The sequence below is a fragment of the Pseudomonas sp. Gutcm_11s genome (assembly GCF_028649395.1).
Classification (GTDB): domain Bacteria; phylum Pseudomonadota; class Gammaproteobacteria; order Pseudomonadales; family Pseudomonadaceae; genus Aquipseudomonas.
Map to the genome: position 1 here is coordinate 120,542 of NZ_JAQSUW010000016.1, position 24,629 is coordinate 145,170.

General features: G+C 67.2%; 24 protein-coding genes. 16 read left to right on the forward strand and 8 right to left on the reverse strand.

The window, feature by feature from the left end; genetic code table 11:
* Positions 1–87 precede the first annotated feature (87 nt).
* The 3 genes from PTT45_RS16800 to PTT45_RS16810 are packed head-to-tail and all read left to right on the forward strand — an operon-like array spanning position 88 to position 1,819.
* A complete protein-coding gene (locus tag PTT45_RS16800) occupies positions 88–588 on the forward strand; it encodes a PAAR domain-containing protein (protein ID WP_273814774.1) in 501 nt (166 codons plus the stop codon).
* Positions 585–1,298 (forward strand): alpha/beta hydrolase, encoded by a 714-nt coding sequence (locus PTT45_RS16805; RefSeq protein WP_273814775.1) that lies wholly within the window; start codon positions 585–587, stop codon positions 1,296–1,298. Before PTT45_RS16800 ends, PTT45_RS16805 begins: the two co-directional genes overlap by 4 nt.
* Positions 1,295–1,819 (forward strand): hypothetical protein, encoded by a 525-nt coding sequence (locus tag PTT45_RS16810; protein WP_273814776.1) that lies wholly within the window; start codon positions 1,295–1,297, stop codon positions 1,817–1,819. Before PTT45_RS16805 ends, PTT45_RS16810 begins: the two co-directional genes overlap by 4 nt.
* A gap of 54 nt (positions 1,820–1,873) precedes the next feature.
* Here PTT45_RS16810 and PTT45_RS16815 read toward each other — a convergent pair whose 3' ends face one another.
* The gene (locus PTT45_RS16815; RefSeq protein WP_273814777.1) at positions 1,874–3,121 is read right to left on the reverse strand and encodes a TIGR03862 family flavoprotein; all 1,248 of its coding nucleotides are present in this window, start codon (positions 3,119–3,121) and stop codon (positions 1,874–1,876) included.
* A gap of 121 nt (positions 3,122–3,242) precedes the next feature.
* Between PTT45_RS16815 and PTT45_RS16820 the strand changes: the two genes are divergently transcribed.
* The gene (locus PTT45_RS16820; protein ID WP_273814778.1) at positions 3,243–4,376 is read left to right on the forward strand and encodes an aminotransferase class V-fold PLP-dependent enzyme; all 1,134 of its coding nucleotides are present in this window, start codon (positions 3,243–3,245) and stop codon (positions 4,374–4,376) included.
* On the opposite strand, the gene PTT45_RS16825 is transcribed toward PTT45_RS16820, so the two are convergent.
* Positions 4,373–5,293, reverse strand: coding sequence for a histone deacetylase family protein (locus PTT45_RS16825; RefSeq protein ID WP_273815263.1), 921 nt, complete (start codon positions 5,291–5,293; stop codon positions 4,373–4,375). The genes PTT45_RS16820 and PTT45_RS16825 overlap by 4 nt on opposite strands.
* A 44-nt stretch (positions 5,294–5,337) precedes the next feature.
* On the opposite strand from PTT45_RS16825, the gene PTT45_RS16830 reads away from it, so the two are divergent.
* The 4 genes from PTT45_RS16830 to PTT45_RS16845 are packed head-to-tail and all read left to right on the forward strand — an operon-like array spanning position 5,338 to position 8,945.
* The gene (locus tag PTT45_RS16830; protein ID WP_273814779.1) at positions 5,338–5,892 is read left to right on the forward strand and encodes a GNAT family N-acetyltransferase; all 555 of its coding nucleotides are present in this window, start codon (positions 5,338–5,340) and stop codon (positions 5,890–5,892) included.
* Positions 5,882–7,492 (forward strand): SagB/ThcOx family dehydrogenase, encoded by a 1,611-nt coding sequence (locus tag PTT45_RS16835; protein ID WP_273814780.1) that lies wholly within the window; start codon positions 5,882–5,884, stop codon positions 7,490–7,492. The genes PTT45_RS16830 and PTT45_RS16835 overlap by 11 nt, the downstream gene beginning before the upstream one ends.
* Positions 7,489–8,358, forward strand: coding sequence for an acyl-CoA thioesterase II (gene tesB / locus PTT45_RS16840; RefSeq protein ID WP_273814781.1), 870 nt, complete (start codon positions 7,489–7,491; stop codon positions 8,356–8,358). The genes PTT45_RS16835 and tesB overlap by 4 nt, the downstream gene beginning before the upstream one ends.
* Positions 8,355–8,945 (forward strand): HAD family hydrolase, encoded by a 591-nt coding sequence (locus tag PTT45_RS16845; RefSeq protein WP_273814782.1) that lies wholly within the window; start codon positions 8,355–8,357, stop codon positions 8,943–8,945. Before tesB ends, PTT45_RS16845 begins: the two co-directional genes overlap by 4 nt.
* On the opposite strand, the gene PTT45_RS16850 is transcribed toward PTT45_RS16845, so the two are convergent.
* Positions 8,939–10,768: a long-chain-acyl-CoA synthetase gene (locus PTT45_RS16850; RefSeq protein ID WP_273814783.1), complete on the reverse strand. Its 1,830-nt coding sequence runs from the start codon at positions 10,766–10,768 to the stop codon at positions 8,939–8,941. The genes PTT45_RS16845 and PTT45_RS16850 overlap by 7 nt on opposite strands.
* Before the next feature lie 151 nt (positions 10,769–10,919).
* Here PTT45_RS16850 and PTT45_RS16855 point away from each other — a divergent pair, with 151 nt between their 5' ends.
* The gene (locus PTT45_RS16855) at positions 10,920–11,933 is read left to right on the forward strand and encodes an AraC family transcriptional regulator (protein ID WP_273814784.1); all 1,014 of its coding nucleotides are present in this window, start codon (positions 10,920–10,922) and stop codon (positions 11,931–11,933) included.
* Here the strand turns inward: PTT45_RS16855 and ypfJ are convergent.
* Complete coding sequence (ypfJ, locus tag PTT45_RS16860) at positions 11,930–12,802, reverse strand: KPN_02809 family neutral zinc metallopeptidase (protein WP_273814785.1); 873 nt, start codon at positions 12,800–12,802, stop codon at positions 11,930–11,932. The two genes, PTT45_RS16855 and ypfJ, sit on opposite strands and share 4 nt — an antisense overlap.
* 68 nt (positions 12,803–12,870) lie before the next feature.
* Positions 12,871–13,302: a DUF411 domain-containing protein gene (locus PTT45_RS16865; RefSeq protein ID WP_273814786.1), complete on the reverse strand. Its 432-nt coding sequence runs from the start codon at positions 13,300–13,302 to the stop codon at positions 12,871–12,873.
* Positions 13,303–13,429: 127 nt separating this feature from the next.
* Between PTT45_RS16865 and PTT45_RS16870 the strand changes: the two genes are divergently transcribed.
* Positions 13,430–13,819, forward strand: a complete 390-nt coding sequence (locus tag PTT45_RS16870) for a DUF4345 domain-containing protein (RefSeq protein ID WP_273814787.1) — start codon at positions 13,430–13,432, stop codon at positions 13,817–13,819.
* On the opposite strand, the gene PTT45_RS16875 is transcribed toward PTT45_RS16870, so the two are convergent.
* Complete coding sequence (locus PTT45_RS16875) at positions 13,805–14,440, reverse strand: TetR family transcriptional regulator (RefSeq protein ID WP_273814788.1); 636 nt, start codon at positions 14,438–14,440, stop codon at positions 13,805–13,807. The genes PTT45_RS16870 and PTT45_RS16875 overlap by 15 nt on opposite strands.
* A gap of 169 nt (positions 14,441–14,609) precedes the next feature.
* Here PTT45_RS16875 and PTT45_RS16880 point away from each other — a divergent pair, with 169 nt between their 5' ends.
* The 4 genes from PTT45_RS16880 (at position 14,610) to PTT45_RS16895 (ending at position 20,924) form a co-directional block, all read left to right on the forward strand.
* Positions 14,610–15,749: an efflux RND transporter periplasmic adaptor subunit gene (locus tag PTT45_RS16880; RefSeq protein WP_273814789.1), complete on the forward strand. Its 1,140-nt coding sequence runs from the start codon at positions 14,610–14,612 to the stop codon at positions 15,747–15,749.
* Between the two features lie 12 nt (positions 15,750–15,761).
* Positions 15,762–18,899 (forward strand): efflux RND transporter permease subunit, encoded by a 3,138-nt coding sequence (locus tag PTT45_RS16885; protein ID WP_273814791.1) that lies wholly within the window; start codon positions 15,762–15,764, stop codon positions 18,897–18,899.
* Positions 18,896–20,338 carry an AdeC/AdeK/OprM family multidrug efflux complex outer membrane factor gene (locus PTT45_RS16890; RefSeq protein ID WP_273814792.1) on the forward strand — a complete coding sequence of 481 codons (1,443 nt, stop codon included), beginning with the start codon at positions 18,896–18,898 and terminating at the stop codon, positions 20,336–20,338. Before PTT45_RS16885 ends, PTT45_RS16890 begins: the two co-directional genes overlap by 4 nt.
* A gap of 139 nt (positions 20,339–20,477) precedes the next feature.
* Entirely contained in the window at positions 20,478–20,924 is a 447-nt protein-coding gene (locus PTT45_RS16895; protein WP_273814794.1) for a hypothetical protein, read from the forward strand.
* 8 nt (positions 20,925–20,932) lie between these two features.
* Here the strand turns inward: PTT45_RS16895 and trmA are convergent, their stop codons facing one another.
* Entirely contained in the window at positions 20,933–22,018 is a 1,086-nt protein-coding gene (gene trmA / locus PTT45_RS16900; RefSeq protein ID WP_273814795.1) for a tRNA (uridine(54)-C5)-methyltransferase TrmA, read from the reverse strand.
* The gene (locus PTT45_RS16905) at positions 22,015–23,313 is read right to left on the reverse strand and encodes an NCS2 family permease (protein ID WP_273814797.1); all 1,299 of its coding nucleotides are present in this window, start codon (positions 23,311–23,313) and stop codon (positions 22,015–22,017) included. Before PTT45_RS16905 ends, trmA begins: the two co-directional genes overlap by 4 nt.
* Positions 23,314–23,508: 195 nt before the next feature.
* Here PTT45_RS16905 and PTT45_RS16910 point away from each other — a divergent pair, with 195 nt between their 5' ends.
* Positions 23,509–24,066, forward strand: a complete 558-nt coding sequence (locus PTT45_RS16910; protein ID WP_273814799.1) for a DJ-1 family glyoxalase III — start codon at positions 23,509–23,511, stop codon at positions 24,064–24,066.
* Complete coding sequence (locus PTT45_RS16915) at positions 24,063–24,512, forward strand: SecDF P1 head subdomain-containing protein (RefSeq protein ID WP_273814801.1); 450 nt, start codon at positions 24,063–24,065, stop codon at positions 24,510–24,512. Before PTT45_RS16910 ends, PTT45_RS16915 begins: the two co-directional genes overlap by 4 nt.
* Positions 24,513–24,629: the final 117 nt, after the last annotated feature.

Here is a 24,629-nt window from a genome sequence, read left to right on the forward strand (position 1 = left end):
CCCAGTACGCGAAACCTCTTGTTGGGCGGAGGCATAATGCTGCCGGTGCGCCGGGAAGGCGCCTCGGATCTCGACAAGGAGTCGTCCATGAGCAAGCCCGCCGCTCGCCAGAGCGATAGCAATGCGTGTCCCCTGCCGGGGCACGGCGTCAACCCGACCGTCACCGGTTCCCCCAATGTCATCATCAACGGCTTGCCGACGCTGCGCGTGGGCGACAGCAGCGGCTGCGGCGATTCCGTCGTCGAAGGTATCGGCAGCATTCTGATCAATGGCCGTCCTGTCGCCTTCCTTGGCAGCAGCACCGCGCATGGCGGCGTGATCATCAGCGGTTCGGGGAATGTGCTGGTCGGCACGCAGCACACCTCGGCCCCGTTCGTCGCACCTGCGCCGCTGGCGGGTATGTTCCAGGACAGTTTGCAGCTGGTCTGTTCGCAAACGGGCGAGCCGTTGGCCAATTACCCCTATGCCATTCGCCGCGCCAGCGGCGCCATGGAGAAGGGCGTTACCGATGCGCAGGGTTTCACCCATGTGGTGAGCCAGATGGGCAAGGCCGAAACGGTGCAGGTTCTCGTGGGTAATCAGCCATGAGCAGTGCTGACAAGGAATGCACCAAGATTGCCGGATCGCACACACTGACCCCGGCCACGGACCAGGCGGTGAAGACCGTTCCGGTGGAGGTGAAGAAGGCCGTGGTGTTCTTCATCGGTGGCGCTGCGGACAAGGAGTCCTATTACCTGCAGGGGCCCAACAACAACGTGGCCGAAGCGCGAAGCAAGCTGGATGCGGACTTTGAGACTCAGAAAAAGGCGGGAAACTACGTCTCCTACCACCTGGGTTACAGCGATGTGCGCGGCAGCTTCGACATCGACGAATATGTGCTGAAACCGCTCACCACCAAGGCCTTGCCGGTCTACCTGGTGGGGCACAGCCTGGGGGGCTGGAACGGCGCCCATTTGTCGCAGATCCTCGCGGAGAAAGGCTACAAGGTGAAGGCTCTGGTCACCCTGGACCCTGTAGGGGAGGGCATGATGGTGTGGATGGGGTCGGACATCTACCTGAGCAAACCGGCGCCCAAGGCCGAGTTCTGGATCAATGTCCGAGCTGACGCCAAGAAGCCCGATAGCTCGGATGGCGTTGCCGATTTCGGTGAGCGCTGGATTCCTCAGGGCGCCAATATCAGCGTCGTCGCCGATATCCACCATTACGACGCGGGGCGGATGTTCAGCGTCATGATGCCCGCGGGGTACTCGCCGTACGACTATGTGAAACGCTCTATTCAGGAGTACCTGGGGCCATGAGCCTGAGAAAGATCCTGGCTCCGCTGCTGATCGCGCTGAGCTGCTCGGCCTGCATGAAGGACCATCACCAGCCCATCGCCAACCTCGCCTATCTGCGCGCCGAGCCCGAGGCCGAGCGCGTCAGCTTCAACCTGTTCTTTGCATCCGATATTGATCTCGACGAGGTCTATTCGCGCCTGGACGGCAGCGGCAAGATCGGCCAGTCGCTCAGCTGTTCCCTGGAGCGCGAGCCGGTGTTTGCCATGGACCATGTGATTCCACTCTTTGGCTCCGGCACGGTGGAGCGAGTCGGTCAGGAGCAGGGGCGCTTTCTCTACCGCTCCAACCTGCATTTCGCGGAAACCACGGATGAGGGGCGGTCGGAGCGATTCATCGATCAGCGCCGCTTCAATGAGGCCCTGGCCGGTCGCACGACCGTGCCGTGCAAGGTGGTGATGACCGCCTATGGCTATCGGGCCTACTTCTCCAACACCCTCATGCTGCCGGCTGGCGAGTTGCTGCCGTTATTGCCTCGGGAGTGATTCAGCGACTGTGCTGAAGGGCACACGGCTGCTGCCGGGCCTCTTGTCGGTGGTTTACAGCGCGCCGCGCTGGCGCAGCCACTGCAGTGCACCCAGCCCGGCGACGCGGCCACTGGCGAAGCAGGCGGTGAGCAGGTAGCCGCCGGTGGGCGCTTCCCAGTCGAGCATCTCACCGGCGCAGAAGGTGCCGGGCAGCTGGCGCAGCATCAGATTCTGATCGAGCGCCGCGAAGGTCACGCCACCTGCGCTGGAGATGGCCTCGTCCAGCGGGCGGGTGTACAGCAGTTCGATCGGCAGCGCTTTGATCGCTCGCGCCAGGCGCGGCATGTCGGTGAAGTCTTCGGCGCTGGTTAGCTCGCGCAGCAGCGCGGCCTTGGCGCCGTCGAGGCCTAGCTGGCGGTGCAGGTGCTTGGCCATCGATGCCGAGCCGCGCGGCTTGCTCAGCAGCGCTTCGACCTTATCGATGCTGCGATCCGGCTGCAGATCCAGGCGGACCAGGGCGCTGCCATCCTGCTCGATGCGCTGGCGGATGGCCGCGGATAGCGCATAGACCAGGCTGCCCTCGATGCCGTGCTCGGTGAGGACGAATTCGCCGCGCCGCGACGGTTCGCCGTCGAGTGCCAGGGTGACGTTCTTCAGCGGCGCACCGGCGAACTTGCCGCGCAGGTGCTCGCTCCAGCCGGCCACCTCGAAGCCGCTGTTGGCCGGGCGCAGTGTCGAGACCTCGACTCCGCGCTGCTCCAGCAGCGGCACCCAGGCGCCGTCCGAGCCAAGCCGTGCCCAGCTGCCGCCACCGAGGGCCAGCACACAGGCATCTGCTTGCAGCAGGCGTTCGCCATCGGCACCGGCGATGCGCAATGCGCCGCTCGCGTCCCAGCCCATCCAACGGCTGCGCGTATGAATCGCCACGCCGGTCTCGCGCAGGCGCTTGAGCCAGGCGCGTAGCAGCGGGGCGGCCTTCATATCGGTAGGGAAAACGCGACCCGAGGTGCCGACAAAGGTGTCGATGCCCAGGCCGTGAATCCAGGCGCGCAAGGCCTCGGCGTCGAAGTCCGCCAGCAGCGCGGCGATCTCCTGTTCACGCTCGCGGTAGCGGGCGAGGAACGGCGCCTTGGCTTCGGAGTGGGTGATGTTCATCCCTCCGACGCCGGCCAGGAGGAACTTGCGCCCGACCGAGGGCATGGCGTCGAACAGCTCGACATGCGCGCCACCGGCGGCCAGCACCTCGGCGGCCATCAGCCCGGCGGGGCCGCCGCCGATGACGGCGACGCAAGGGGCGGAACGGCTGGTGGAATCGGTCATGGCGAGTCGGGAAAAGGCGATGGGAAGGCGGCATTCTACCCGAGGCATCGGCCGCCAGCCTTGTCATCTGCGCGGGCTTCGGGCAGGGTCTGGGGCTTTAATCCCAGCAGGAGCCAGTGCCATGTCCGGCCTCTATCCCAGTGTCGACCCCGAAGGTCTGCTCGAATATTCGGTGGTCTACACCGACCGCTCCCTCAACCACATGTCGCAGTCCTTCCAGGGCGTGATGCGGGACATCTCCAGCACCCTGAAGCGGGTCTACAGCGCCCACGCCGTGGCCGTGGTGCCCGGCAGCGGCACCTTCGGCATGGAGGCGGTGGCACGCCAGTTGGCGACCGGGCAGAAGACCCTGGTGATCCGCAATGGCTGGTTCAGCTACCGCTGGACGCAGATCTTCGAGATGGGCCAGATCCCTGCCGAGTCCACCGTGCTCAAGGCGCGTCCGGTAACTGCTGGTGCTCAGGCGGCCTATGCACCGGCGCCGCTGGACGAGGTGCTGGCGACCATTGCGGCAGAGAAGCCGCAAGTGGTGTTCGCGCCTCATGTGGAGACTTCGTCGGGGATGATCCTGCCCGACGATTACCTGCGCGCCGTGGCCGATGCCGTACACGCGGTGGGCGGTCTGTTCGTGCTCGACTGCATTGCCTCCGGCACCCTCTGGGTGGATATGCAGGCGTGCGGTATCGACGTGCTGATCAGCGCGCCACAGAAGGGCTGGAGCGCCTCGCCCTGTTGTGCCCTGGTGATGCTCAGCGAGGCTGCCCAGGCCCGCGTCGAAGCGACCCAGAGCAGCAGCTTCGCCTGTGACCTGAAGAAGTGGCTGCAGATCATGCAGGCCTACGAACAGGGTGGCCATGCCTACCACGCGACCATGCCCAGCGACGCTCTGGCGCGCTTCCGCGACGCCATGCAGGAGGCCGAGGCCAATGGCTTCGCCAAGGTCTGCGAGCAGCAGCGCGAACTGGGCCGCCGCGTACGTGCGCTGCTCGCCAGCAGGGGCTTCAAGAGTGTCGCCGCCGAGGGCTTCGAGGCGCCTGGCGTGGTGGTCTGCTACACCGACGATGCGCAGATCAAGAACGGCAGCAAGTTCGCCGCCCAGGGCCTGCAGATCGCTGCCGGCGTGCCGCTGCAGTGCGATGAGCCGGCTGACTTCCAGACCTTCCGCCTCGGCCTGTTTGGCCTGGACAAGCTGGGCAATGTCGATCGTACCGTGGCCACCCTCGAACAGGCGCTCGACAAGGTATTAGCGAGCTAACGCAGCCCCGCCGCGCGCCACACCCGCGCGGCGCTGTGATGCAGGATGCCGTGGCGGCGGGCGAGAAGGGCGCGGTCCTGGTCGTAGCCGCCGCCGATCACCCCTACCACCGGGATTTCGCGCTCCAGGCAGTGGCGGAACACTGCCTCGTCGCGGGCGGCGATGCCGGCGTCGGTCAGTTGCAGGTAGCCGAGGCGGTCATCCTTGTGCACGTCGACGCCGCCGTCGTAGAGCACGATATCCGGCTGGTACAGGGCCAGCAGGTAGCCCAGGCTGTCGTGCACCACCTTGAGGTAGTTGGCGTCGTCCATGCCGATCGGCAGGCCGATGTCCCAGTCGCTCCTGGCCTTGCGCGTCGGGAAGTTCTTCTCGCAGTGCAGCGACACGGTGATGGCGTCGGGCACGTTCTCCAGCAGGCGCGCGGTACCGTCGCCCTGGTGCACGTCGCAGTCGTAGATCAGCACCCGGCCGACGCGGCCGCTCTCCAGCAGGTAGCGGGCCATCACCGCCAGGTCGTTGAAGATGCAGAAGCCGGAGGCCTCGTCGAAGTGTGCATGGTGAGTGCCGCCGGCCAGGTGGCAGGCGATGCCCTGTTCGAGCGCCAGTTCGGCTGCCAGTAGTGAGCCGCCTACCGCGCGCACGGTGCGCCGGGCCAGCGCTTCACTCCAGGGCAGGCCCAGGCGGCGCTGTTCCTGGTAGGTCAGCTCGCCGCTGGCGAAGCGCTCGATATAGTCCGGGCAGTGGGCCAGGGCGAGGATGTCCGGCGGGCAGATATCGGGGCGATGCAGCTCTTCGTCGCGCACCAGGCCGCTGTCCACCAGGTGGTCGCGCAGCAGGCGGAACTTCTCCATGGGGAAGCGGTGGTTGGCCGGGAAGGGCGGGCTGTAGTCGTCGTGGTAAACCAGCGGCAGCATAATGAGCAACTCTCGCAGCCATTTGAAAAACTAGGCGAGCCCAGTATATGACCACGACCCTGACCAGCGAGCGCCTGATCCTGCGCCCCTGGCGCGACGACGATCTCGATGCCCTGGCGCAGCTGTGCGCCGACCCCGAGGTGATGGCGCATTTCCCCGCCGTGCTGGATCGCGCCGGCAGCGCCGAGCTGCTCGGCAAGTTGATGGCGCACCAGGCCGAGCATGGCTTCACCTTCTGGTGCCTGGAGCGGCGCGAGGATGGTGCCGTCGTCGGCTTCACCGGGTTGGCGCGGGTAGGTTTTGCCGCGCCCTTCGTGCCAGCGGTGGAGACCGGCTGGCGCCTGGCCCGGCCCTACTGGGGCCAGGGCTATGCGCTGGAGGCGGCGCGGCGTTCGCTGCAGTTCGCTTTCGAGGAGTTGGAGTTGGGCGAGGTGGTGGCCTTTACCACGCCGGCCAACCTGCGCTCCTGGAGAGTGATGGAGCGCCTGGGTATGTGCCGCGATCCGGCCGATGACTTCGAGCATCCCAGCCTGCCGGCTGGGCATCCGTTGCGCCCGCATCTGCTCTATCGCATCAAGCGGGAGGACTGGGATGGACGCTGAGCAGCAGGTGCGCGCCTACCACGTGCTGAGCAAGCACGCGCCGAATGCCTATGCGCCAGGCCCCGGTCAGCTGGACTGGGCGACCCAGCCGGCCCCCTTCCGGCGCTACGCTGGTGCTCGTCTGATCGAACTGTGGCAGCGCCCGCTGGAGGAGACGCCGGGTTACGACGCGCCGTTCGCCGGGCCGATTGGGCAGGCGCAGCCGCTCAATCGAACCAGCATTTCGCAACTGCTGTACGACAGCCTGGCCCTGTCCGCCTGGAAGGAATCCGGTGGCAACCGCTGGGCGCTGCGGGTCAATCCGTCGTCCGGCAATCTGCACCCGACCGAGGCCTATCTGCTGTTGCCGCCGGGCAGCATCGAGGAGCCAGGCCTGTTGGCACATTACGCGCCGGATGCGCATGGCCTGGAGATTCGCGCCGAGCTGCCAGCTCCGTTGGGTGAGCAGTTGGCCGCGGCACTTCCGACCGGCGGTTTCCTCCTGGGGCTGGGCAGCATTCCCTGGCGCGAGGCCTGGAAGTACGGCGAGCGGGCCTACCGCTACTGCCAGCACGACCTCGGCCATGCGCTGGCCTGCCTGAGCATCGCTGCCGCGATCCAGGGCTGGCAGGTGCGCCTGCTGCGCGGCGTCGCCGAGGTGCGGCTGGATGGTTTGCTGGGGCTGGATCGCGACGGCTTCCACGAGGCCGAGCATGGCGACTGCCTGCTGTGGATCGGCCCGCCGACGGAAGAGTTCTCTTTGCCTGAAACACTGCTGCGCAGCCTGGCCGCTCTGGAGCTAAGCGGCACGCCCAATCGGTTGTCGCGCCAGTACCGCGAGTGGCCGGAACTGGCGCGAGTGCATGCGCTGTGTCGTGCGCCGGCCCTGGCGGGATTGAACTGGCAGGCCCCGAGCGGCCATGACGGCAGCGACAATCCCGGCCTGCCGCTGCGGCCGATTCTGCATCGGCGGCGCAGCGCCCAGGCCTTTGATGGTCGCTCCGGCATCCAGGCCGAGCTGCTGTTCGCCTGGCTGCGCCGCTTGTTGCCGGAGAACTCGCCGGTGCCCTTCGCCGTGACGGGTGAACCGGCGCAGGTGGATCTGCTGCTGTTCGTCCATCGTGTTCAGGGCCTTGAGCCGGGCTTGTACTGGCTGGCGCGCTGCGACGGCCAGCCCCAGCCGGAAGGGCTGCGCGGCGACTTTGCCTGGCAGCGCGCGCATGACGAGCTGCCGCTGTATCGCCTGCTCGAAGGCGACGCCCGTGGTCTGGCCGGCTTCCTCTCCTGCGGCCAGGACATCGCCAGCGATGGCTGCGTGGCCCTGGCCATGCTGGCGCGCTTCGATACGGCGCTGGCCGAGGGGCCGTGGTGCTATCCACGGCTGTTCTGGGAGTGCGGGCAGATCGGTCAGCTGTTGTATCTGGAGGCCGAGGCGGCGGGGCTGTCCGGTACCGGAATCGGCTGTTTCTTCGACGATCAGGTACACGAATTGCTGGAACTGGCCGACAGCCGCTGGCAAAGCCTTTACCATTTCACCATTGGCCGCGCCGTATGGGACACGAGACTCTCCAGCGCGCCGGCCTATTCTGAATTGCGTGTGCCGCCGAGGAGCGATGTATGAGCCAAGTGCTGGATGATCTGGTGTCCCTGCTGAGCATGGAGCAGATCGAGGAAAACCTGTTCCGTGGGCGCAGCCAGGACCTGGGCTTCCGTCAGCTGTTCGGCGGCCAGGTGCTCGGCCAATGCGTGTCGGCGGCCAACCAGACGGTGGAGGAGGCGCGCCATGTGCACTCGCTGCACGGTTATTTCCTGCGCCCCGGCGACGCCGCGCTGCCGGTGGTGTACAGCGTCGACCGCGTGCGCGACGGCGGCAGCTTCAGCACCCGGCGGGTCACGGCGATCCAGAAGGGCCAGCCGATCTTCACCTGCAGCGCCTCGTTCCAGGCCGAGGAGAACGGCTTCCACCACCAGCTGCAGATGCCCGACGTGCCGGGCCCCGAGGGCCTTCCCTCGGAGACCGACCTGGCGCGCCAGGTGGCGCACCTGATCCCCGAGCGCATGCGCGAGCGGATGACCAGCGACAAGCCGATCGAGATCCGTCCGGTGACACGCATCAACCCCTTCGCCCCACAGCCCTGCGATCCGGTGAAGTACGTGTGGTTCCGCGCCGCCGGCGAACTGCCGGCCGAGCCGCAGCTGCACAAGCTGCTGCTGGCCTACGCCAGCGACTTCAACCTGCTGACTACCTCGATGCAGCCCCACGGCGTGTCGGTGTTCCAGAAGTTCATGCAGGTGGCCAGTCTCGACCACGCCCTGTGGTTCCACGGCGACCTGCGCATGGACGACTGGCTGCTGTACGCCATGGACAGCCCCTGGGCCGGCAATGCCCGCGGCTTCGCCCGCGCCAGCATCTTCAGTCGCGCCGGCCAGCTGGTCGCCTCGTCCTGTCAGGAGGGGCTGACCCGCCTGCGCGAGGACTGGAAGTGAGGTTAGGAGAAGCGCGCCACTGGGTATTCGACATGGACGGCACCCTGACGGTGGCCGTGCATGACTTCCCGGCGATCAAGCGGGCACTGGGCATTCCCCAGGACGAGGACATCCTCCATCATCTGGCCGCCTTGCCGGAGGCCGAAGCCCAGGCCAAGCACGCCTGGCTGCTGGAGCACGAGCGCGAGCTGGCCATCGGTTCGGTGGCCGCTGTCGGCGCCGTGGATCTGGTGCGCGCGCTGCACAAGCGCGGCTGCCGCCTTGGCATTCTCACCCGCAACGCCCACGAACTGGCGCTGCTGACCCTGGCCGCCATCGGCCTCGGTGACTGCTTCGCCACGGCCGATGTGATCGGTCGCGGCGAGGCGATTCCCAAGCCCGACCCGGACGGCCTGCTGCAACTGGCAGAGCGCTGGGGCGTGCAGCCGGGCGAGATGGTGATGGTCGGCGACTACCGCTTCGACCTGGACTGCGCCCGCGCCGCAGGCGCCCTGGGCGTGCTGGTCAACCTGCCGGACAATCCCTGGCCGGAGTTGATTGACCATCACGCGGTGGACTGTGCGGCGCTGCTGGCCGACCTTCAGTAGCGATACTCGCCACCCTGGATCGCCATATGCAGCTCGGCATTCACTGCCACATAGCTCTCCGTGCCGGGTAGCCAGGCGTACAGCGGGTCGGTGCAGCGGCTGGGGTCGAAGCCCTGTTCCTTGAGCGGTGCCTTCTTGTGTTTGAAGGTGCCAGTGGTTTCCATCTGCTCGCTCAGGCGCAGGAACAGCGGCACCGCATAGGCCGGCAGTTCGCGGCGCAGCTCGGTGAGCAGGGCTTGGAAATCGACCTGTGCCGGCTCGCGGTCCAGGCGGATGCAGGCCATGCCGGCGCGACCGTTGGTGCCGGCGATCTCCACGCCGTAGACCACCGCCTCGCTGACTCCGTCGATGCTGTCGAGCACCGCCTCCACCTGGGTGGTGGAAACGTTCTCGCCCTTCCAGCGGAAGGTATCGCCCAGGCGGTCGACGAACTGGGCGTGGCGGAAGCCCATGTCGCGCATCAGGTCGCCGGTGTTGAACCAGGCGTCGCCCGGCTCGAACACGTCACGCAGGATGCAGCTCTCGGTCTTGCCGGCATCGGTGTAGCCGTGGAACGGGGTCTTCTCGGTGATCTGCCCGAGCAGCAGGCCGGCCTCGCCGCGTGCTACGCGCTGCAGGCGGCCCTGGGCGTCGCGCCGGGGTGCCTCGCTGTCGCGGTCGTAGTGGACGATGGCGTAGGGGTAGGGCGAGAAACCCACCGTGTTGTCCAGGTTGAGCAGGTTGGTGAAGCCGATGTTGCCCTCGCTGGAGGCGTACAGCTCCATTACCCGCTCGATGCCGAAGCGCTGCTTGAAGGTCTGCCAGATGGCCGGGCGCAGGCCGTTGCCGACCATCACCCGCACGCGGTTGTCGGCATCGTCGGCCTGGGCCGGGCGGTCCAGCAGGTAGCGGCACAGCTCGCCGACGTAGCCGAAGCCGGTGGCGCCGTGGCGGCGCACCTCGTCCCAGAAGCGGCTGGCGCTGAACTTGCGCACCATGATCAGCGCCGCGCCGCCGGCCAGTACCGAGCCCCAGCACACCACCATGGCGGTGGCGTGATAGAAGGGCAGGCTGACGTAGAGGCGATCCTCGCGGCCAAGGCGCACGGCGCCGAAGCCGAACACGCCATAGCCCTTGAGGAAGCGCCCGTGGTTGAACACCACGGCCTTGGGCAGGCCGGTGGTGCCGGAGGTGTAGATGTAGAAGCACGGGTCGTCGGCGCACACCGGGCGCAACGGCGTAGGGGCCTGTTCCGCCAGGCCCGCTTGCTCGGCCGCCAGGTGGTGCCAGCCGGCCGGGGCCTGGCCGGGGTCGCGCCAGGTCGGGCGGTCGGCGAGGAAGTAGCGTGCGTCTGCGGACAGGGTCAGGCTGTCCTGCACTTCCACGAAGGCTTCCAGCAGTTCCTCGCCGACCAGGGCCACGCGCGGCTTCACCAGGTTGATGCTGTGCGCCAGCACCTGGCCGCGCTGGCTGGTGTTGAGCAGCGCCACGGCCACGCCGAGCTTGGTGCAGGCGGTGACGCAGGCCAGCAACTCCAGGCGGTTCTCCATCAGCAGCACGGCGCAGTCGCCCTGCTCCAGGCCGCCGGCACGCAGGCGCTGGGCCAGGCGGTTGGCCCAGCGGTCGAACTCGGCGTAGGTCAGTTGCTCGTCACCCTGGATCAGCGCCACGCCGTTGGGGTTGCGCCGCGCTGCCTGCTCTACGCAGTCGGCCAGGCCGCCGGGCCGCTCGCCACGGCTGCGGCTGGCGATGTGCAGGCCCTTGATGATGCCCGGCAGGTTGAGCAGCAGGCGCGGCAGGCGATGGAGCAGGTGGGGCAGGGTGATCAGGTCGGCATGGGGCATGGGCAGGATTCCCGCGATGTTGTTGTTATTGCCGGCAATCTACGCAAGGGGGTAGCGGGCTGTTGATAGCCTGCGGTCGCAAGGAACTGGCAATCCGTCTCACGGACGGCGCACAATCGATCACCCTCCGTCGCAGGTGAAAGGATTTGCCATGCTGGACACCGCCCCGAGCGCCACCGCGTCGCTCCTCCTCGACCTGTACCAGAGCCTGCGCCGCCTGCAGCTGGCCGGCCCGGCCGATCTCGCCGAACTGGGCCTGGCGCCGGACACGCAGCTGGACCTGGAGGCGCGCATCCCGGTGGCCTGGCTGCTGCGCCTGTGGCAGCTCGCCGCCGAGCGTGGCGCGCCGGCCGATCTCGGCCTGCAACTGGGCCAGCAGCGCGGCCTGCAGAGCCGCGGCCCGGTGGCCAACCTGGCAGCGATGAGCGCCACCCTCGGCGAGGCGCTGGAGCTGTTTCGCCGGCACAGCCCGGTGATGAGCGAGTGCGAGAACCTGCGGGTCGAGCAATACACCGACCACGTGCGCATCGACTTCCTGTTCACCGCGCCCCTGGCCGGCCATCCCCCGGCCTGCGAATACAGCCTGAGTTCGGCGTTGTGCTGGGGCCGGCAGATGAGCGGCACGCGGCTGGTGCCGTTGCGGGTGGGCTTCCGTCATATGCCGCTGTCCGCGGCGGCCAGCTATCGCCAGGTGCTGGGTTGCCCGGTGCGCTTCGGCGAGCCGCTGGACTACATCGAGATGGCGGCGGCCGACATGCGCCTGCCGCTGCTCGGTGGCAACGACTACATCAAGGGCCTGCTGCTGCAGCGGGTCAGCGACATGCAGGCGCATTTGCCGAGCCACCACAGCCTGCGCCAGCAGGTGCTGCACCTGATCGAACTGGGGCTGGTCGACGGCGCCTTCTCGGTGCAGGCCGTGGCCCGGCGGCTGCACACCAGCCGGCAGACCCTGCACCGCCATCTGCGCGAGGAGGGCTGCAGCTTCTCGGAACTGCTCGCCGAGGTGCGCCGCGAACATGCGTTGCGTCGCCTGCAGCAGGCGGATTGCCGGGTCGAGCAGCTCAGCCGCGAGCTGGGCTTCGCCGAACCGAGTGCCTTCTACAAGGCGTTCAAGGGCTGGTTCGGCGTGTCACCCAAGGCCTATCAGGACGGCCGCGACGCTTAGAGGCGGGCGGCCTTGAAGGTATCGCAGCGGCCCGGCTGGCCGCTGTCGAAGCCGGCGCTGAACCAGCGCACGCGCTGGGCCGAGGTGCCGTGGGTGAAGGAGTCCGGCACCACGGTGCCGCGGCTCTGCTTCTGCAGGCGGTCGTCGCCGATGGCGTTGGCAGCGTTCAGCGCTTCTTCCAGGTCGCCCGGCTCCAGCCAGTTCAGGCGCTGCTGGGCGTGGTGTGCCCAGACGCCAGCCAGGCAGTCGGCCTGCAGCTCCTGGCGCACCAGCAGGCCGTTGTCGCCCTCCACCCGCTCGCCGCGCTGGCGCGCCGCGTTGACCTTGGCCGAGACGCCGAGCAGGGTCTGCACGTGGTGGCCGACCTCGTGGGCGATGACATAGGCCTGGGCGAAGTCGCCAGCGGCGGAGAAGCGGGTTTCCATCTCGCGGAAGAACGACAGGTCGAGGTAGACCTGCTTGTCGCCGGGACAATAGAAAGGGCCCACGGCGGCATCCGCGAAGCCGCAGGCCGAGCGCACTCCGCCATTGAACAGCACGAGCTTGGGGTCCTGGTATTGCTTGCCGGCGGCCTGGAAGAGGGCGCGCCAGGTGTCCTCGGTGTCGCCGAGCACGGCACGGACGAATTCGGTCTGCGGGTCATTGGCTGCCGGCGCCCGCTGTTCTTGCACCGGGGCACCCTGCTGCACGCCCTGGTTGACCACGTTGCCGAGGATGGTCAGCGGGTCCTGGCCCATCAGCAGGCCGACCACCACGACGATGGCGATGCCACCGAGGCTCAGGCCCTTGCCGCCACCGAAGCGCATGCCGCCACCGCCGCCACGGGCATCCACCACGTTGTCGCTGCGTCTACCTCGTTCCCAGCGCATGGTCGTGCTCCTTCATTCGTCCGAGGCTGACAGTGTCGTCCTCGCCGGCGAAGGGCGCCAGCCTGCTATTACTTGGCCGGATAGTCGGCGAGCACGCTTTCCTTGCCGTCCTTGCCCAGGCCAATCACCTGGTAGGCATCCACCCGGCCGGTTTCCATGCCCGGCGAGCCGTGCGGCATGCCCGGTGCGGCGGCGCCGATCAGGTCGGGGCGGCCCTGCAGGGCGAGAATGTCGCGGGCCGGTACGTGGCCTTCGACGAACTTGCCGTCGATCACGCCGGTGTGGCACGAGGCCAGGCGCGGCGGCACGCCGAGGCGCTGCTTGACCGCGCTCATGTCGTCCTCGACCAGGTCGTTGACCTTGATGCCGTTCTCTTCCAGGTGGCTGATCCAGGCCTTGCAGCAGCCGCAGTTGGCGTCGCGGTGGACGTCCATGGTGATGGGCTCGGCGGCCTGGGTGGCGCTGGCGAACAGGAGGGCGGCGAGAGGCAGCAGGCGCATGGCGGATTCCTCGGGAAATGGATGCGCGGCAGGATAGCGCGGGGTAATCGCCAGTCCCAGGCCGTGACTGTTTCCGTCTGCTTCGGCTCGGCCTATGCTCGCTCTGCGCCCGTCATGGAGACCGCCGATGCTGCCCGTTCGCCTGTTCCTGATCGTCCAGATCCTGCTGCTCGCCGGCTTCGGCCTGGCCTACTTCATCCGCCCGCAGGAGACCGCCAATCTCAGTGGCATGCTGCTGATGGAGCCGGCCGCCATCACCGACGTGCGCGCCTATTACGGCGGCCTGCAGCTGGGGCTGGCGGCGTGGCTGGGTTTGGCGCTGGCGCGTAGCGAGCTGCTGCGCCCGGCGCTGATGCTGCTGGTGCTGCTCTACGCCAGCCTGTGCGTTGCCCGTATCGGCGGGATGTGGCTGGACGGCGGCGCGCAGCAGACCTTCAACCTCTACGCCATGCTCTTCGAGGGTGTCTCGGCCGGCCTGGCGTTCTGGCTGCTGCGGCGCGACTCAACGCCGACGTAGCGCGTGGCTGCAGCGCAGCATGTCGAGCAGGGCGTCGACCAGCGGCTCGGCCTGCGCCGCCAGCGAGTCGCCGCCCGGCGCCAGCAGCCAGTTGGCCTGCAGGCCGTGGATGTAGCCGTGCAGGCACAGGGTGGCGCGGCGGCAGTCGAGGTCGGCCGGTAGCTGGCCCTTGCTGACCGCATTGCGTAACGATTTCTCGATACGCTCGTCGCACTCCACATGCAGGGCCTGCATCTTCTGCCGCAGGTCGCCGAGGTCGTCGGTGTACTCGCATTTGTGCGCGAGGATTTCCTGGATGCGCCGGCTCTGCGCGTCCACTTCCACGTTGCGCAGCAGGCGCACCAGCAGCTCGCGGGTCTGCCCCAACGGGTTGGGTTCGTCCTCGCGCTCGCTGGCCTGGGCCAGCTCCTCCAGCGGCAGGTGCAGGCGCTCGAGCATGGCCTGGAACAGGTCGACCTTGTTCTCGAAGTGCCAGTAGATGGCGCCACGGGTAACCCCCGCGCCGCTGGCGATATCGGCCAGCGAGGTGCGCGAGACGCCCCGTTCGTGGAACAGGTGCTCGGCGGCATCCAGTATCCGCTGGCGGGTTTCTTCGGCTTCCTCTTTGGTGCGTCGGACCATGGTTGGGCAGTTTTATGTAAAGGATGAGAAAAGTTACGAATACGGCAGTTCTGCTCGTTTACAAACATTCTAGTATGTAAGTATATTCGTTAGCCAGCTAAACAGTCCTTTCGTGCCCCGCGCCCGGTCCTCCCACGACCGGGCCGTCCCTGACATGAGGTCGATTCAGATGTCCAAGAAGCCTGCCCTGACAGTGATGGCTCCCGCCGTCGCTCTGGCTACGCTCATTCTCGCCGGTTGCCAGGAGAGCACCCCGCCGCCGGTCAGCCACAAGCCCGCCGTGGGCGTGGTTACCCTGCAGGCCCAGCCCTACACCCTGACCGCCGAGCTGCCGGGGCGCACCGCCGCCTTCCGCGTCGCCGAGGTCCGCCCGCAGGTCGATGGCATCCTGCAGAAGCGCCTGTTCAAGGAAGGCTCCGAGGTCAAGGCCGGCCAGCAGCTGTACCAGATCGACGCCGCCGTCTATCAGGCCAGCTACAAGAGCGCCCAGGCGACCCTGGCCTCCAGCGGTTCGCTGGCCGAGCGCTACAAGGATCTGGTCAGTGACCAGGCCGTGAGCAAGCAGGCCTATGACGAGGCGCGGGCCGCCCAGCTTTCCGCCGAGGCCGCGCTGGAGCGCGCGCGTATCGACCTGCGCTACACCAAGGTACTGGCGCCGATCTCCGGCCGTGTCGGCCGTTCGGCGGTAACCGAGGGCGCGCTGGTCAGCAACGGCCAGGCCACCGCGCTGGCGACCATCCAGCAGCTCGACCCGATCTACGTCGACGTTACCCAGCCGATCAAGGATCTGCTGCGCCTGCGTCGCGAGCTGGCCAACGGTCAGCTGGAGAAGGCCGGCGACAGCGCCGCCAAGGTCACCCTGAAACTGGAAGACGGCAGCGAGTACCAGCACGAGGGCACCCTGGAAGTCTCCGAGGTGACGGTCGACGAAGGCACCGGCTCGGTGACCCTGCGCGCCGTGTTCCCCAACCCCGAGCACGACCTGCTGCCGGGCATGTTCGTCCACGCCAGCCTGAATGCCGGCGTCAACCAGCAGGCCATCCTCGCGCCGCAACAAGGCGTGACCCGCAACGGCCAGGGCCAGCCCACCGCGCTGGTGGTCAATGGCGAGAACAAGGTCGAGCTGCGCGAGCTGAGCGCCGAGCGCACCAGCGGCAATCGCTGGCTGGTGAGCGCAGGCCTCCAGCCGGGCGACAAGCTGATCACCGAGGGCCTGCAGTTCGTCCGCCCGGGCGACGAGGTCGAGGCCAGCCCGGCGAAGAACGTCGCCGACGCACCGGCCGCCAAGCCGGATCAGGCCAGCCGCTAAGGAACGACGACCATGGTTAACTTCTTTATCGACCGGCCGATTTTCGCCTGGGTGATCGCGCTGGTGATCATGCTGGCGGGCGGCCTGTCCGTGCTCAAGCTACCGATCAACCAGTACCCGAGCATCGCCGCGCCCGCCGTGGGCATCCAGGTCAGCTACCCGGGTGCCTCTGCACAGACCGTGCAGGACACCGTGGTGCAGGTGATCGAGCAACAGATGAACGGCATCGACGGTCTGCGCTACATGTCCTCGGAGAGCAACTCCGACGGCAGCATGACCATCACCGTGACCTTCGATCAGGGCACCAACCCCGACATTGCCCAGGTCCAGGTGCAGAACAAGCTGCAGCTGGCCACCCCGTTGCTGCCGCAAGAAGTGCAGCAGCAGGGCATCCGCGTGACCAAGGCGGTGAAGAACTTCCTGATGGTCATCGGCGTGGTCTCCGAAGACGGTTCGATGGACCGTAACGACCTGGCCAACTACATCGTGTCCAACATGCAGGACCCGATCTCGCGGACCAAGGGCGTCGGCGACTTCCAGGTATTCGGTGCCCAGTACGCCATGCGCATCTGGCTCGATCCGGCCAAGCTGAACAACTTCCAGCTGACCCCGGTCGACGTGAAGACGGCGATCCAGGCGCAGAACGTGCAGATTTCCTCTGGCCAGTTCGGCGGCCTGCCGGCCGGCGAAGGTCAGCAGCTCAACGCCACCATCATCGGCAAGACCCGCCTGCAGACCCCGGAGGAGTTCCGCAACATCCTCCTCAAGGTCAACCGCGACGGTTCCCAGGTACGCCTGGGCGACGTGGCCAAGGTCGAGCTGGGTGGCGAGAACTACAGCATCAACGCCCAGTTCAACGGCCTGCCGGCCTCCGGCCTGGCGGTCAAGCTGGCTACCGGCGCCAACGCCCTGGATACCGCCAAGGCGCTGCGCCAGACCATCAGTGACCTGGAGCCGTTCTTCCCGGCGGGCATGAAGGTGGTCTACCCGTACGACACCACGCCGGTGATCTCGGCCTCCATCGAAGGGGTGGTGAGCACCCTGGTCGAGGCCTTCGTCCTGGTGTTCCTGGTGATGTTCCTGTTCCTGCAGAACTTCCGCGCCACCATCATCCCCACCCTGGCGGTGCCGGTGGTGCTGCTCGGTACCTTCGGCGTGCTGGCGATGTTCGGCTACAGCATCAACACCCTGACCATGTTCGCCATGATCCTGGCCATCGGCCTGCTGGTGGACGACGCCATCGTGGTGGTGGAGAACGTCGAGCGGGTGATGCGTGAGGAGGGCCTGTCGCCGCTCGAGGCGACGCGCAAGTCCATGGGCCAGATCCAGGGCGCGCTGGTCGGTATCGGTGTGGTGCTGTCTGCCGTACTGCTGCCGATGGCCTTCTTCGGCGGCTCGGTGGGTGTGATCTATCGGCAGTTCTCCATCACCATCGTCTCGGCCATGGTGATCTCGGTGATCCTCGCCCTGATCTTCACCCCGGCGCTCTGTGCCACCCTGCTCAAGCCCATCGCCAAGGGCGAGCACCACGAGAAGCGCGGCTTCTTCGGCTGGTTCAACCGCACCTTCGAGCGCAGCGTCGACGGCTACGAGCGTGGCGTGCGCGCCATGCTCAAGCGCAAGACGCCGTACCTGCTGGTGTACGCGGTGCTGGTCGCGGTGATGGCCTGGATGTTCACCAAGATCCCCACCGCCTTCCTCCCCGAGGAAGACCAGGGCGTGCTGTTCGCCCAGGTGCAGACGCCGTCCGGCGCCAGTGCCGAGCGCACCCAGGCGGTGGTCGACGACATGCGCGAGTACCTGCTGGATGACGAAGGCGACACGGTCAAGTCGGTGTTCACCGTCACCGGCTTCAACTTCGCCGGTCGCGGCCAGAGCTCGGGCATGGCCTTCATCATGCTGCGTCCGTGGGGTGAGCGTACCGCCGCCGGGCAGAACGTCGCCGAGCTGGCGCAGCGCGCCCAGCAGCACTTCTTCGGCTTCCGCGATGCCATGGTGTTCGCCTTCGCCCCGCCGGCGGTGATGGAACTGGGTAACGCCACTGGCTTCAACCTGTTCCTCCAGGACCGTGCCGGTGTCGGCCACGAGACGCTCAACCAGGCGCGCGACAAGTTCCTCGAACTGGCCGGGCAGAACCCGGTGCTGACCCGCGTACGGGCCAACGGCCTGCGCGACGAGCCGCAGTACCAGCTGCTGATCGACGACGAGAAGGTGCGCGCCCTCGGCGTGTCGCTGTCCGACGTCAACGCCACCCTGTCCATCGGCTGGGGCGGTAGCTACGTCAACGACTTCATTGACCAGGGACGGGTGAAGAAGGTCTACCTGCAGGGCGTATCCAACGCGCGGATGAATCCGGAAGATCTGGACAAGTGGTTCGTGCGCAACGACGCCGAGCAGATGGTGCCGTTCAGCGCCTTCGCCAGCGGCAAGTGGGTCTACGGTGCACCGAAGCTGTCGCGCTACAACGGTGTCAGCGCCATCGAGATACTCGGCGAGCCGGCACCGGGCTACAGCTCGGGTGATGCCATGGCCGCGGTCGAGGAGATCACCAAGCAGCTGCCGGCCGGCGTGGGTTATTCGTGGACCGGCCAGTCCTACGAGGAGCGCCTGTCCGGCTCCCAGGCACCGGCGCTCTACGCCCTGTCGCTGCTGGTGGTGTTCCTCTGCCTGGCGGCGCTGTACGAGAGCTGGTCGATCCCGTTCTCGGTGATGCTGGTGGTGCCACTCGGCGTGTTCGGCGCGCTGCTGTTCACCCTGGGCCGCGGGTTGTCCAACGATGTGTTCTTCCAGGTCGGCCTGATCACCACCATCGGCCTGTCGGCGCGTAACGCGATCCTCATCGTCGAGTTCGCCAAGGCGCTGCACGAGCAGGGCAAGAGCTACGTCGAGGCGGCCGTGGAGGCCTGCCGCATGCGTCTGCGCCCGATCATCATGACCTCGCTGGCGTTCATCCTCGGCGTCGTGCCGCTGGCCATCTCCAGCGGTGCCGGTGCCGGCAGCAAGCACGCCATCGGTACCGGCGTGATCGGCGGCATGCTCACCGCGGCGGTGCTGGCGATCTTCTGGGTGCCGCTGTTCTACGTAATGGTCAGCGCGATGTTCAAGGACAAGCGCGCGCAAGCAACCGAGTCGAAGGAGGCCGTCCAGTGAGGCAGTCCCTGTTGTCCCTTGCCGTCGCCAGCGTCCTGCTCGGCGGCTGCAGCATGATCCCCGACTACCAGCGCCCGCAGGCGCCGGTAGACGGCCTGTGGCCGGTGGGCGAGGCCTACACCGCCAGCGGTGTCAGCGAAACCAATACCGCGGCGGATGCCCTGGGCTGGCGCGAATTCTTCCGCGACCCGGCGCTGCAGCGCCTGGTGGAAACCGCCCTGGCCAACAACCGCGACCTGCGCATCGCTGCGCTCAACGTCGAGGCCTACCGCGCCCAGCACCGCATCCAGCGTGCGGAGCTGTTCCCCAACGTCTCCGCCGCCGGTAGTGGCACCCGCCAGCGCCTGCCTGCCGACCTGTCGAGCAGCGGTGAGGCCGCCACCAGCGGCCAGTACAGCGCCACAGTCGGCGTCAACGCCTGGGAGATCGACTTCTTCGGGCGCCTGCGCAGCCTCAACGAGCAGGCCCTGGAGCAGTACTTCGCCAGCGAAGAGGCGCAGCGCAGCGCGCAGATCAGCCTGGTGGCCAGCGTGGCCAACGCCTACCTGACCCTGCAGGCCGACCAGCAGCGCCTGCAACTGACCCGCGACACCCTGGACACCTACCGCAAGAGCTACGCCCTCACCGAGCGCAGCTTCAACGTCGGTGTCGCCGATGCCCTGTCGCTGAGCCAGGCGCGCACCGCGGTGCAGGGCGCCGAAGCCAGCCTGGCGCAGTACAGCCGCCTGGTCGCCCAGGACCGCAACGCCCTGGCGACCCTGCTTGGCGGTGGCGTGCCAGCCGACCTGCCGCAGGGTGAGGTGCTGAATCAGGACCTGCTGGCCGAAGTACCGGCCGGCCTGCCGTCCGATCTGCTGCAGCGTCGCCCGGACCTGCTCCAGGCCGAGCATTCGCTGAAGGCGGCCAACGCCAGCATCGGCGCTGCGCGGGCGGCGTTCTTCCCGAGCATCAGCCTGACCGCCAATGCCGGTAGCGCCAGCGGCGAGCTGTCCGGCCTGTTCGACGGCGGCTCCGGCACCTGGCTGTTCCAGCCGCAGATCAACCTGCCGATCTTCACCGCCGGCAGCCTGAAGGCCAGCCTCGACTATGCCGAGGTGCAGAAGGACATCCAGGTGGCGAGCTACGAGAAGGCGATCCAGATCGCCTTCCAGGAAGTCGCCGACGGCCTCGCCGCGCGTACCACCTACGCCCAGCAGCTGGACGCCCAGCGCGCCCTGGTGAGCACCAGCGAGGAGTACTACCGCCTCGCCGAGCGCCGTTTCCGCACCGGCGTGGACAGCTACCTGACCCTGCTCGATGCCCAGCGCCAGCTGTTCAGCACCCAGCAGCAACTGATCAGCGACCGCCTCAACCAGCTGACCAGCGAGGTCGAGCTGTACAAGGCCCTCGGTGGCGGCTGGCACGAGCAGACCCAGGTGGCCAGAGCCCCTGCGGACTGAGCGTCAGGCTGAAACGAAAAAGCCCCGGCATGCCGGGGCTTTTTCATGGCTGAGGTTTGGGTCACAGCCTGAGACATGCAGATTGCAGGCTCGCCCTGGGCTCCGCATGATGCGCGCGCATCAACAAGGAGCTCACGATATGGATATCGTTCTGGGTCTGATCGGCGTAGGGCTGGTCGCCATTTTTCTAGTTCAGGCGTCGCGCATCTATGCCGGTGCGCTATCGCACCGCATGAACCTGCAAGACCTTCGCCGTCACGGCAAACCACATCGCGCCATTACCGAACACGAGCGCAGCAGCCTGGCGTCATACGCGGCGTCGCTGGCCTGCCTGGGTAATCACGCACCGTCGTATCGGCCACTGAGCGACGATGTGTATCTGCTGCAAGGGGCCGCCGAGATGCGTGGCTTCGAGTTCACCGGCATCCACAGCGAGCAGCTTTCCATTGCCGGCGTTCCGGTGGAGTTGCCGTTCACCCTGCGCGATTACCTGGCGCATGAGAACAACCGGGCCGAAGTGGTGGTGGCCGACCGGCATGCATTGGTGCTGTCGCTGAATGGCTTTCGCTTGCCGCTCCTGACCTGACGCGGCGCTTAGCGCCGCACCAGCAATACACCGCTTTCCATGTGGTGCGTCCAGGGGAACTGGTCGAACAGGGCGCAGCGTTCGATACGGTGGGTATCGTTGAGCTGGGCGATGTTGGCGGCCAGGGTCTCCGGGTTGCAGGAGATGTACAGGATGTTGTCGAAGCGCCGGGTCAGCTCGCAGGTGTCCGGGTCCATGCCGGCGCGCGGCGGGTCGACGAACACGGTGCCGAAGTCGTAGGACTTCAGGTCGGTGCCGGCCAGGCGGCGGAACGGGCGCACCTCGTTGAGGGCCTGGGTCAGTTCCTCGGCACTCAGGCGCACCAGCTCGATGCTGTCGATGCCGTTGTCGGCCAGGTTGGCCAGCGCAGCATTCACCGAGGTCTTGCTGATCTCGGTGGCCAGTACCTTGCGCACGCGGGTGGACAGCGGCAGGGTGAAGTTGCCGTTGCCGCAGTACAGCTCGAGCAGGTCTTCCTGGCGCTCGCCGAGGGCGTCGTAGGCCCACTGCAGCATCTTCTGGCAGACCGTGCCGTTGGGCTGGGTGAAGGCGCCCTCCGGCTGGCGGTAGCTGAAGGTGCGACCGGCCACGGTCATTTCTTCCTGCACGTAATCACGACCGATCACCAGGCGCTGGCCACGCGAACGGCCGACCAGGCTGACGCCCAGCTTGGCCGCCAGCTGCTCGGCTTCGGCCTGCCACTCGGCATCGAGCGGGCGGTGGTAGCACAGAGTGATCAGCGCATCGCCGCTCAGGGTGGTGAGAAACTCGACCTGGAACAGCTTGAACGCCAGTACCTTGCTCGCCTGCCAGGCAGCCTTGAGCTGAGGCATCAGCTGGTTGATGCGCACGCTGGCGATGGGGAACTCGTCGATCAGGATCGGCGTGTGTTTGTCGCCAGCCTCGAACATCGCGTAGTGGCGCTCTTCCTGCTCGCGCCACAGGCGGAACTCGGCGCGCAGGCGGTAATGCTCGCGCGGCGAGTCGAATACCGCCGGCTCCGGCGCGGAGAAGGGCGCCAGCAGCTCGCGCAGGCGGGCGACCTTGTCGTCCAGCTGGGCGGCGTAGGCCGCCTGGTCACCAATGCGGATCATGCGTTGACGCCGAAGGCGAACTTGGCGACGAAGATCGCGGCGAGGATGGCCAGCGCCGGGTTGATCTCCTTGAAGCGACCGGCCATGGCCTTGATCACCACCCAGGCGATGAAGCCGAAGGCGATGCCGTTGGCGATGGAGAAAGTCAGCGGCATGGCCAGGGCGGTGATCACCACCGGGGCGGCGACGGTGATGTCGTCCCAGTCGATCTCGGCCAGGCCGGAGGTCATCAGCACGGCGACGAACAGCAGCGCCGGCGCAGTAGCAAACGCGGGAACTGTGCCGGCCAGCGGGGCGAAGAACAGTGCCAGCAGGAACAGCACGGCGACCACGATGGCGGTCAGGCCGGTGCGGCCACCGGCGGCCACGCCCGAGGCGGACTCGATGTAGCTGGTGGTGGTGCTGGTGCCGAGCAGCGAGCCGCCCATGGCCGCGGTGCTGTCGGCGATCAGGGCACGGCCCATCTTCGGCAGGTTGCCGTCCTTGTCCATCAGTCCGGCGCGCTTGGCCACGCCGATCAGGGTACCGGTGTTGTCGAACAGGTCGACGAAGAGGAAGGCGAAGATCACGCTGATCATGCCCACTTCGAAGGCGCCGGCCAGATCCAGCTGGAGGAAGGTCGGGGCCAGCGACGGAGGCATGGAAACGATGCCGCCGAACGGAGTGACGCCGATGGCGATGGCAATGGCGGTGACGACCAGAATGCCGATCATCACTGCGCCGGTGACGCGACGAGCCTCGAGGGCGACGATCAGGAAGAAGCCGAGGATCGCCAGCAGCGGGCCGGGGGAGGTGAGGTCACCGAGGCCGACCAGGGTCGCCGGGTTGTCTACCACCAGGCCGGCTTCCTTCAGCGCGATCAGCGCCAGGAACAGGCCGATACCGGCGGCGATGGCCGAGCGCAGCGGCAGCGGGATGCTGTTCACGATCCACTCGCGGATGCGGAAGATCGACAGCAGGAAGAACAGGGTGGCGGAGATGAACACCGCGCCCAGTGCGGTCTGCCAGGTGTAACCCATGTGCAGGACCACGGTGTAGGTGAAGAAGGCGTTGAGGCCCATGCCGGGCGCCAGGGCGATCGGGTAGTTGGCGATCAGGCCCATCACCGCCGAGCCGATGGCCGCGGCCAGGCAGGTGGCGACGAACACCGCACCCTTGTCCATGCCGGTTTCACCGAGGATCGCCGGGTTGACGAAGAGGATGTAGGCCATGGTCAGGAAGGTGGTGATCCCGGCCAGGATCTCGGTGCGCACGTTGGTGTTGTGTGCCTTGAGTTGGAACAGCTTTTCCAGCATGGTGAACTCCCCTTGGGGCTGGTGCGGCAATGGTCTGCGGACTGCGAAAGCAAAGCACAAAGGCCGCCTGCTCGAAGGATCACGAGGGCGAATTTGGGCCGGGTCCGGAAAAGCCGCGCACTATACCAGCTCACCCTCGAACGGTGAATTTATGACCGGACGGACAGTATCGGTTTCCGTCCGTGGAGGAGGCAGATGACCCGTCGCGCCCTGATCGCCGTCGCCGACGGCGTGGAAGACATCGAAACCATCACCCTGATCGACGTGCTGCGCCGCGCCGAAGTGGAGGTGGTGGTCGCCAGCATCGAGAGCCGGCGCATGTTCACCTGCGCCCGCGGCACCCGGGTGACCGCCGACACCATGTTGGTCGACGTGCTGGCCCAGGACTTCGACCTGATCGTGCTGCCCGGCGGCATGCCCGGCGCGCAGCACCTGGCCGAGCACGAGCCGTTGGCCGACAAGGTGCGCGAGCAGGCCAGGGCCGGCAAGCTGTTCGCTGCCATCTGCGCGGCCCCGGCCCTGGCCCTGCAGGGCTACGGCGTGCTGCGCCAGCGGCGGATGACCTGCTACCCGGCGTTCAGCGACCGCCTGTCCGGCTGCACCTTCGTCGATGCGCCGGTGGTGGTCGACGGCAACTGCATCACCGCCCAGGGCCCGGCGGCCGCACTGGAGTTTTCCCTGACCCTGGTCGAGCAACTGGTTGGCAGAGGCACGCGCAAGTCCGTGGCCGAAGCCATGCTGGTGCCGGCATGAGGGCGCTGCTCGTAGCTTTATCCCTGTCGCTGCTGGCCGGCTGCGCCAGCGAGGCGCGCCTGCCCTCGGCGGAACACCGCCTGGGCATTCATCCGGCGCGTGCCGCCAATGCCGACGGCCTGCAGGCCATGACCGATCGCCACAGTGGCGTGCGCTTGTGGATAACCCCACAGGCAGTGCTGACCGAGGCGGACGTGCAACTGGCGGAGATGGCGCTGACCCCGGCGGGTGAGCCGGCGGTGGTGCTGACCCTAACGGACAATGGGCGGGATAGGCTGGCCGAGCTGACCCGGGCCCAGGTTGGGCAGCCGCTGGCTTTCTTAGTCGATGGCGAACTGCGCCTGGCGCCGATCATCCAGGAGCCGGTGGTCGATGGCCGCGTGGCATTGACCGGATTCGATTCGTTGCAGGAAGCCGAAGCGCTGGTGCAGGACTGGAATCGCTGAGCGCGAAACGGCTGATAGCTCGCGCTTTACCGGCCCTCAGCCTTGAGTTCAAATACCGGCTTTTGGCCAGCTCCGGCATGCGGGGCGGCTGCCTTCTAACGTCAAAGGAGTGATGTC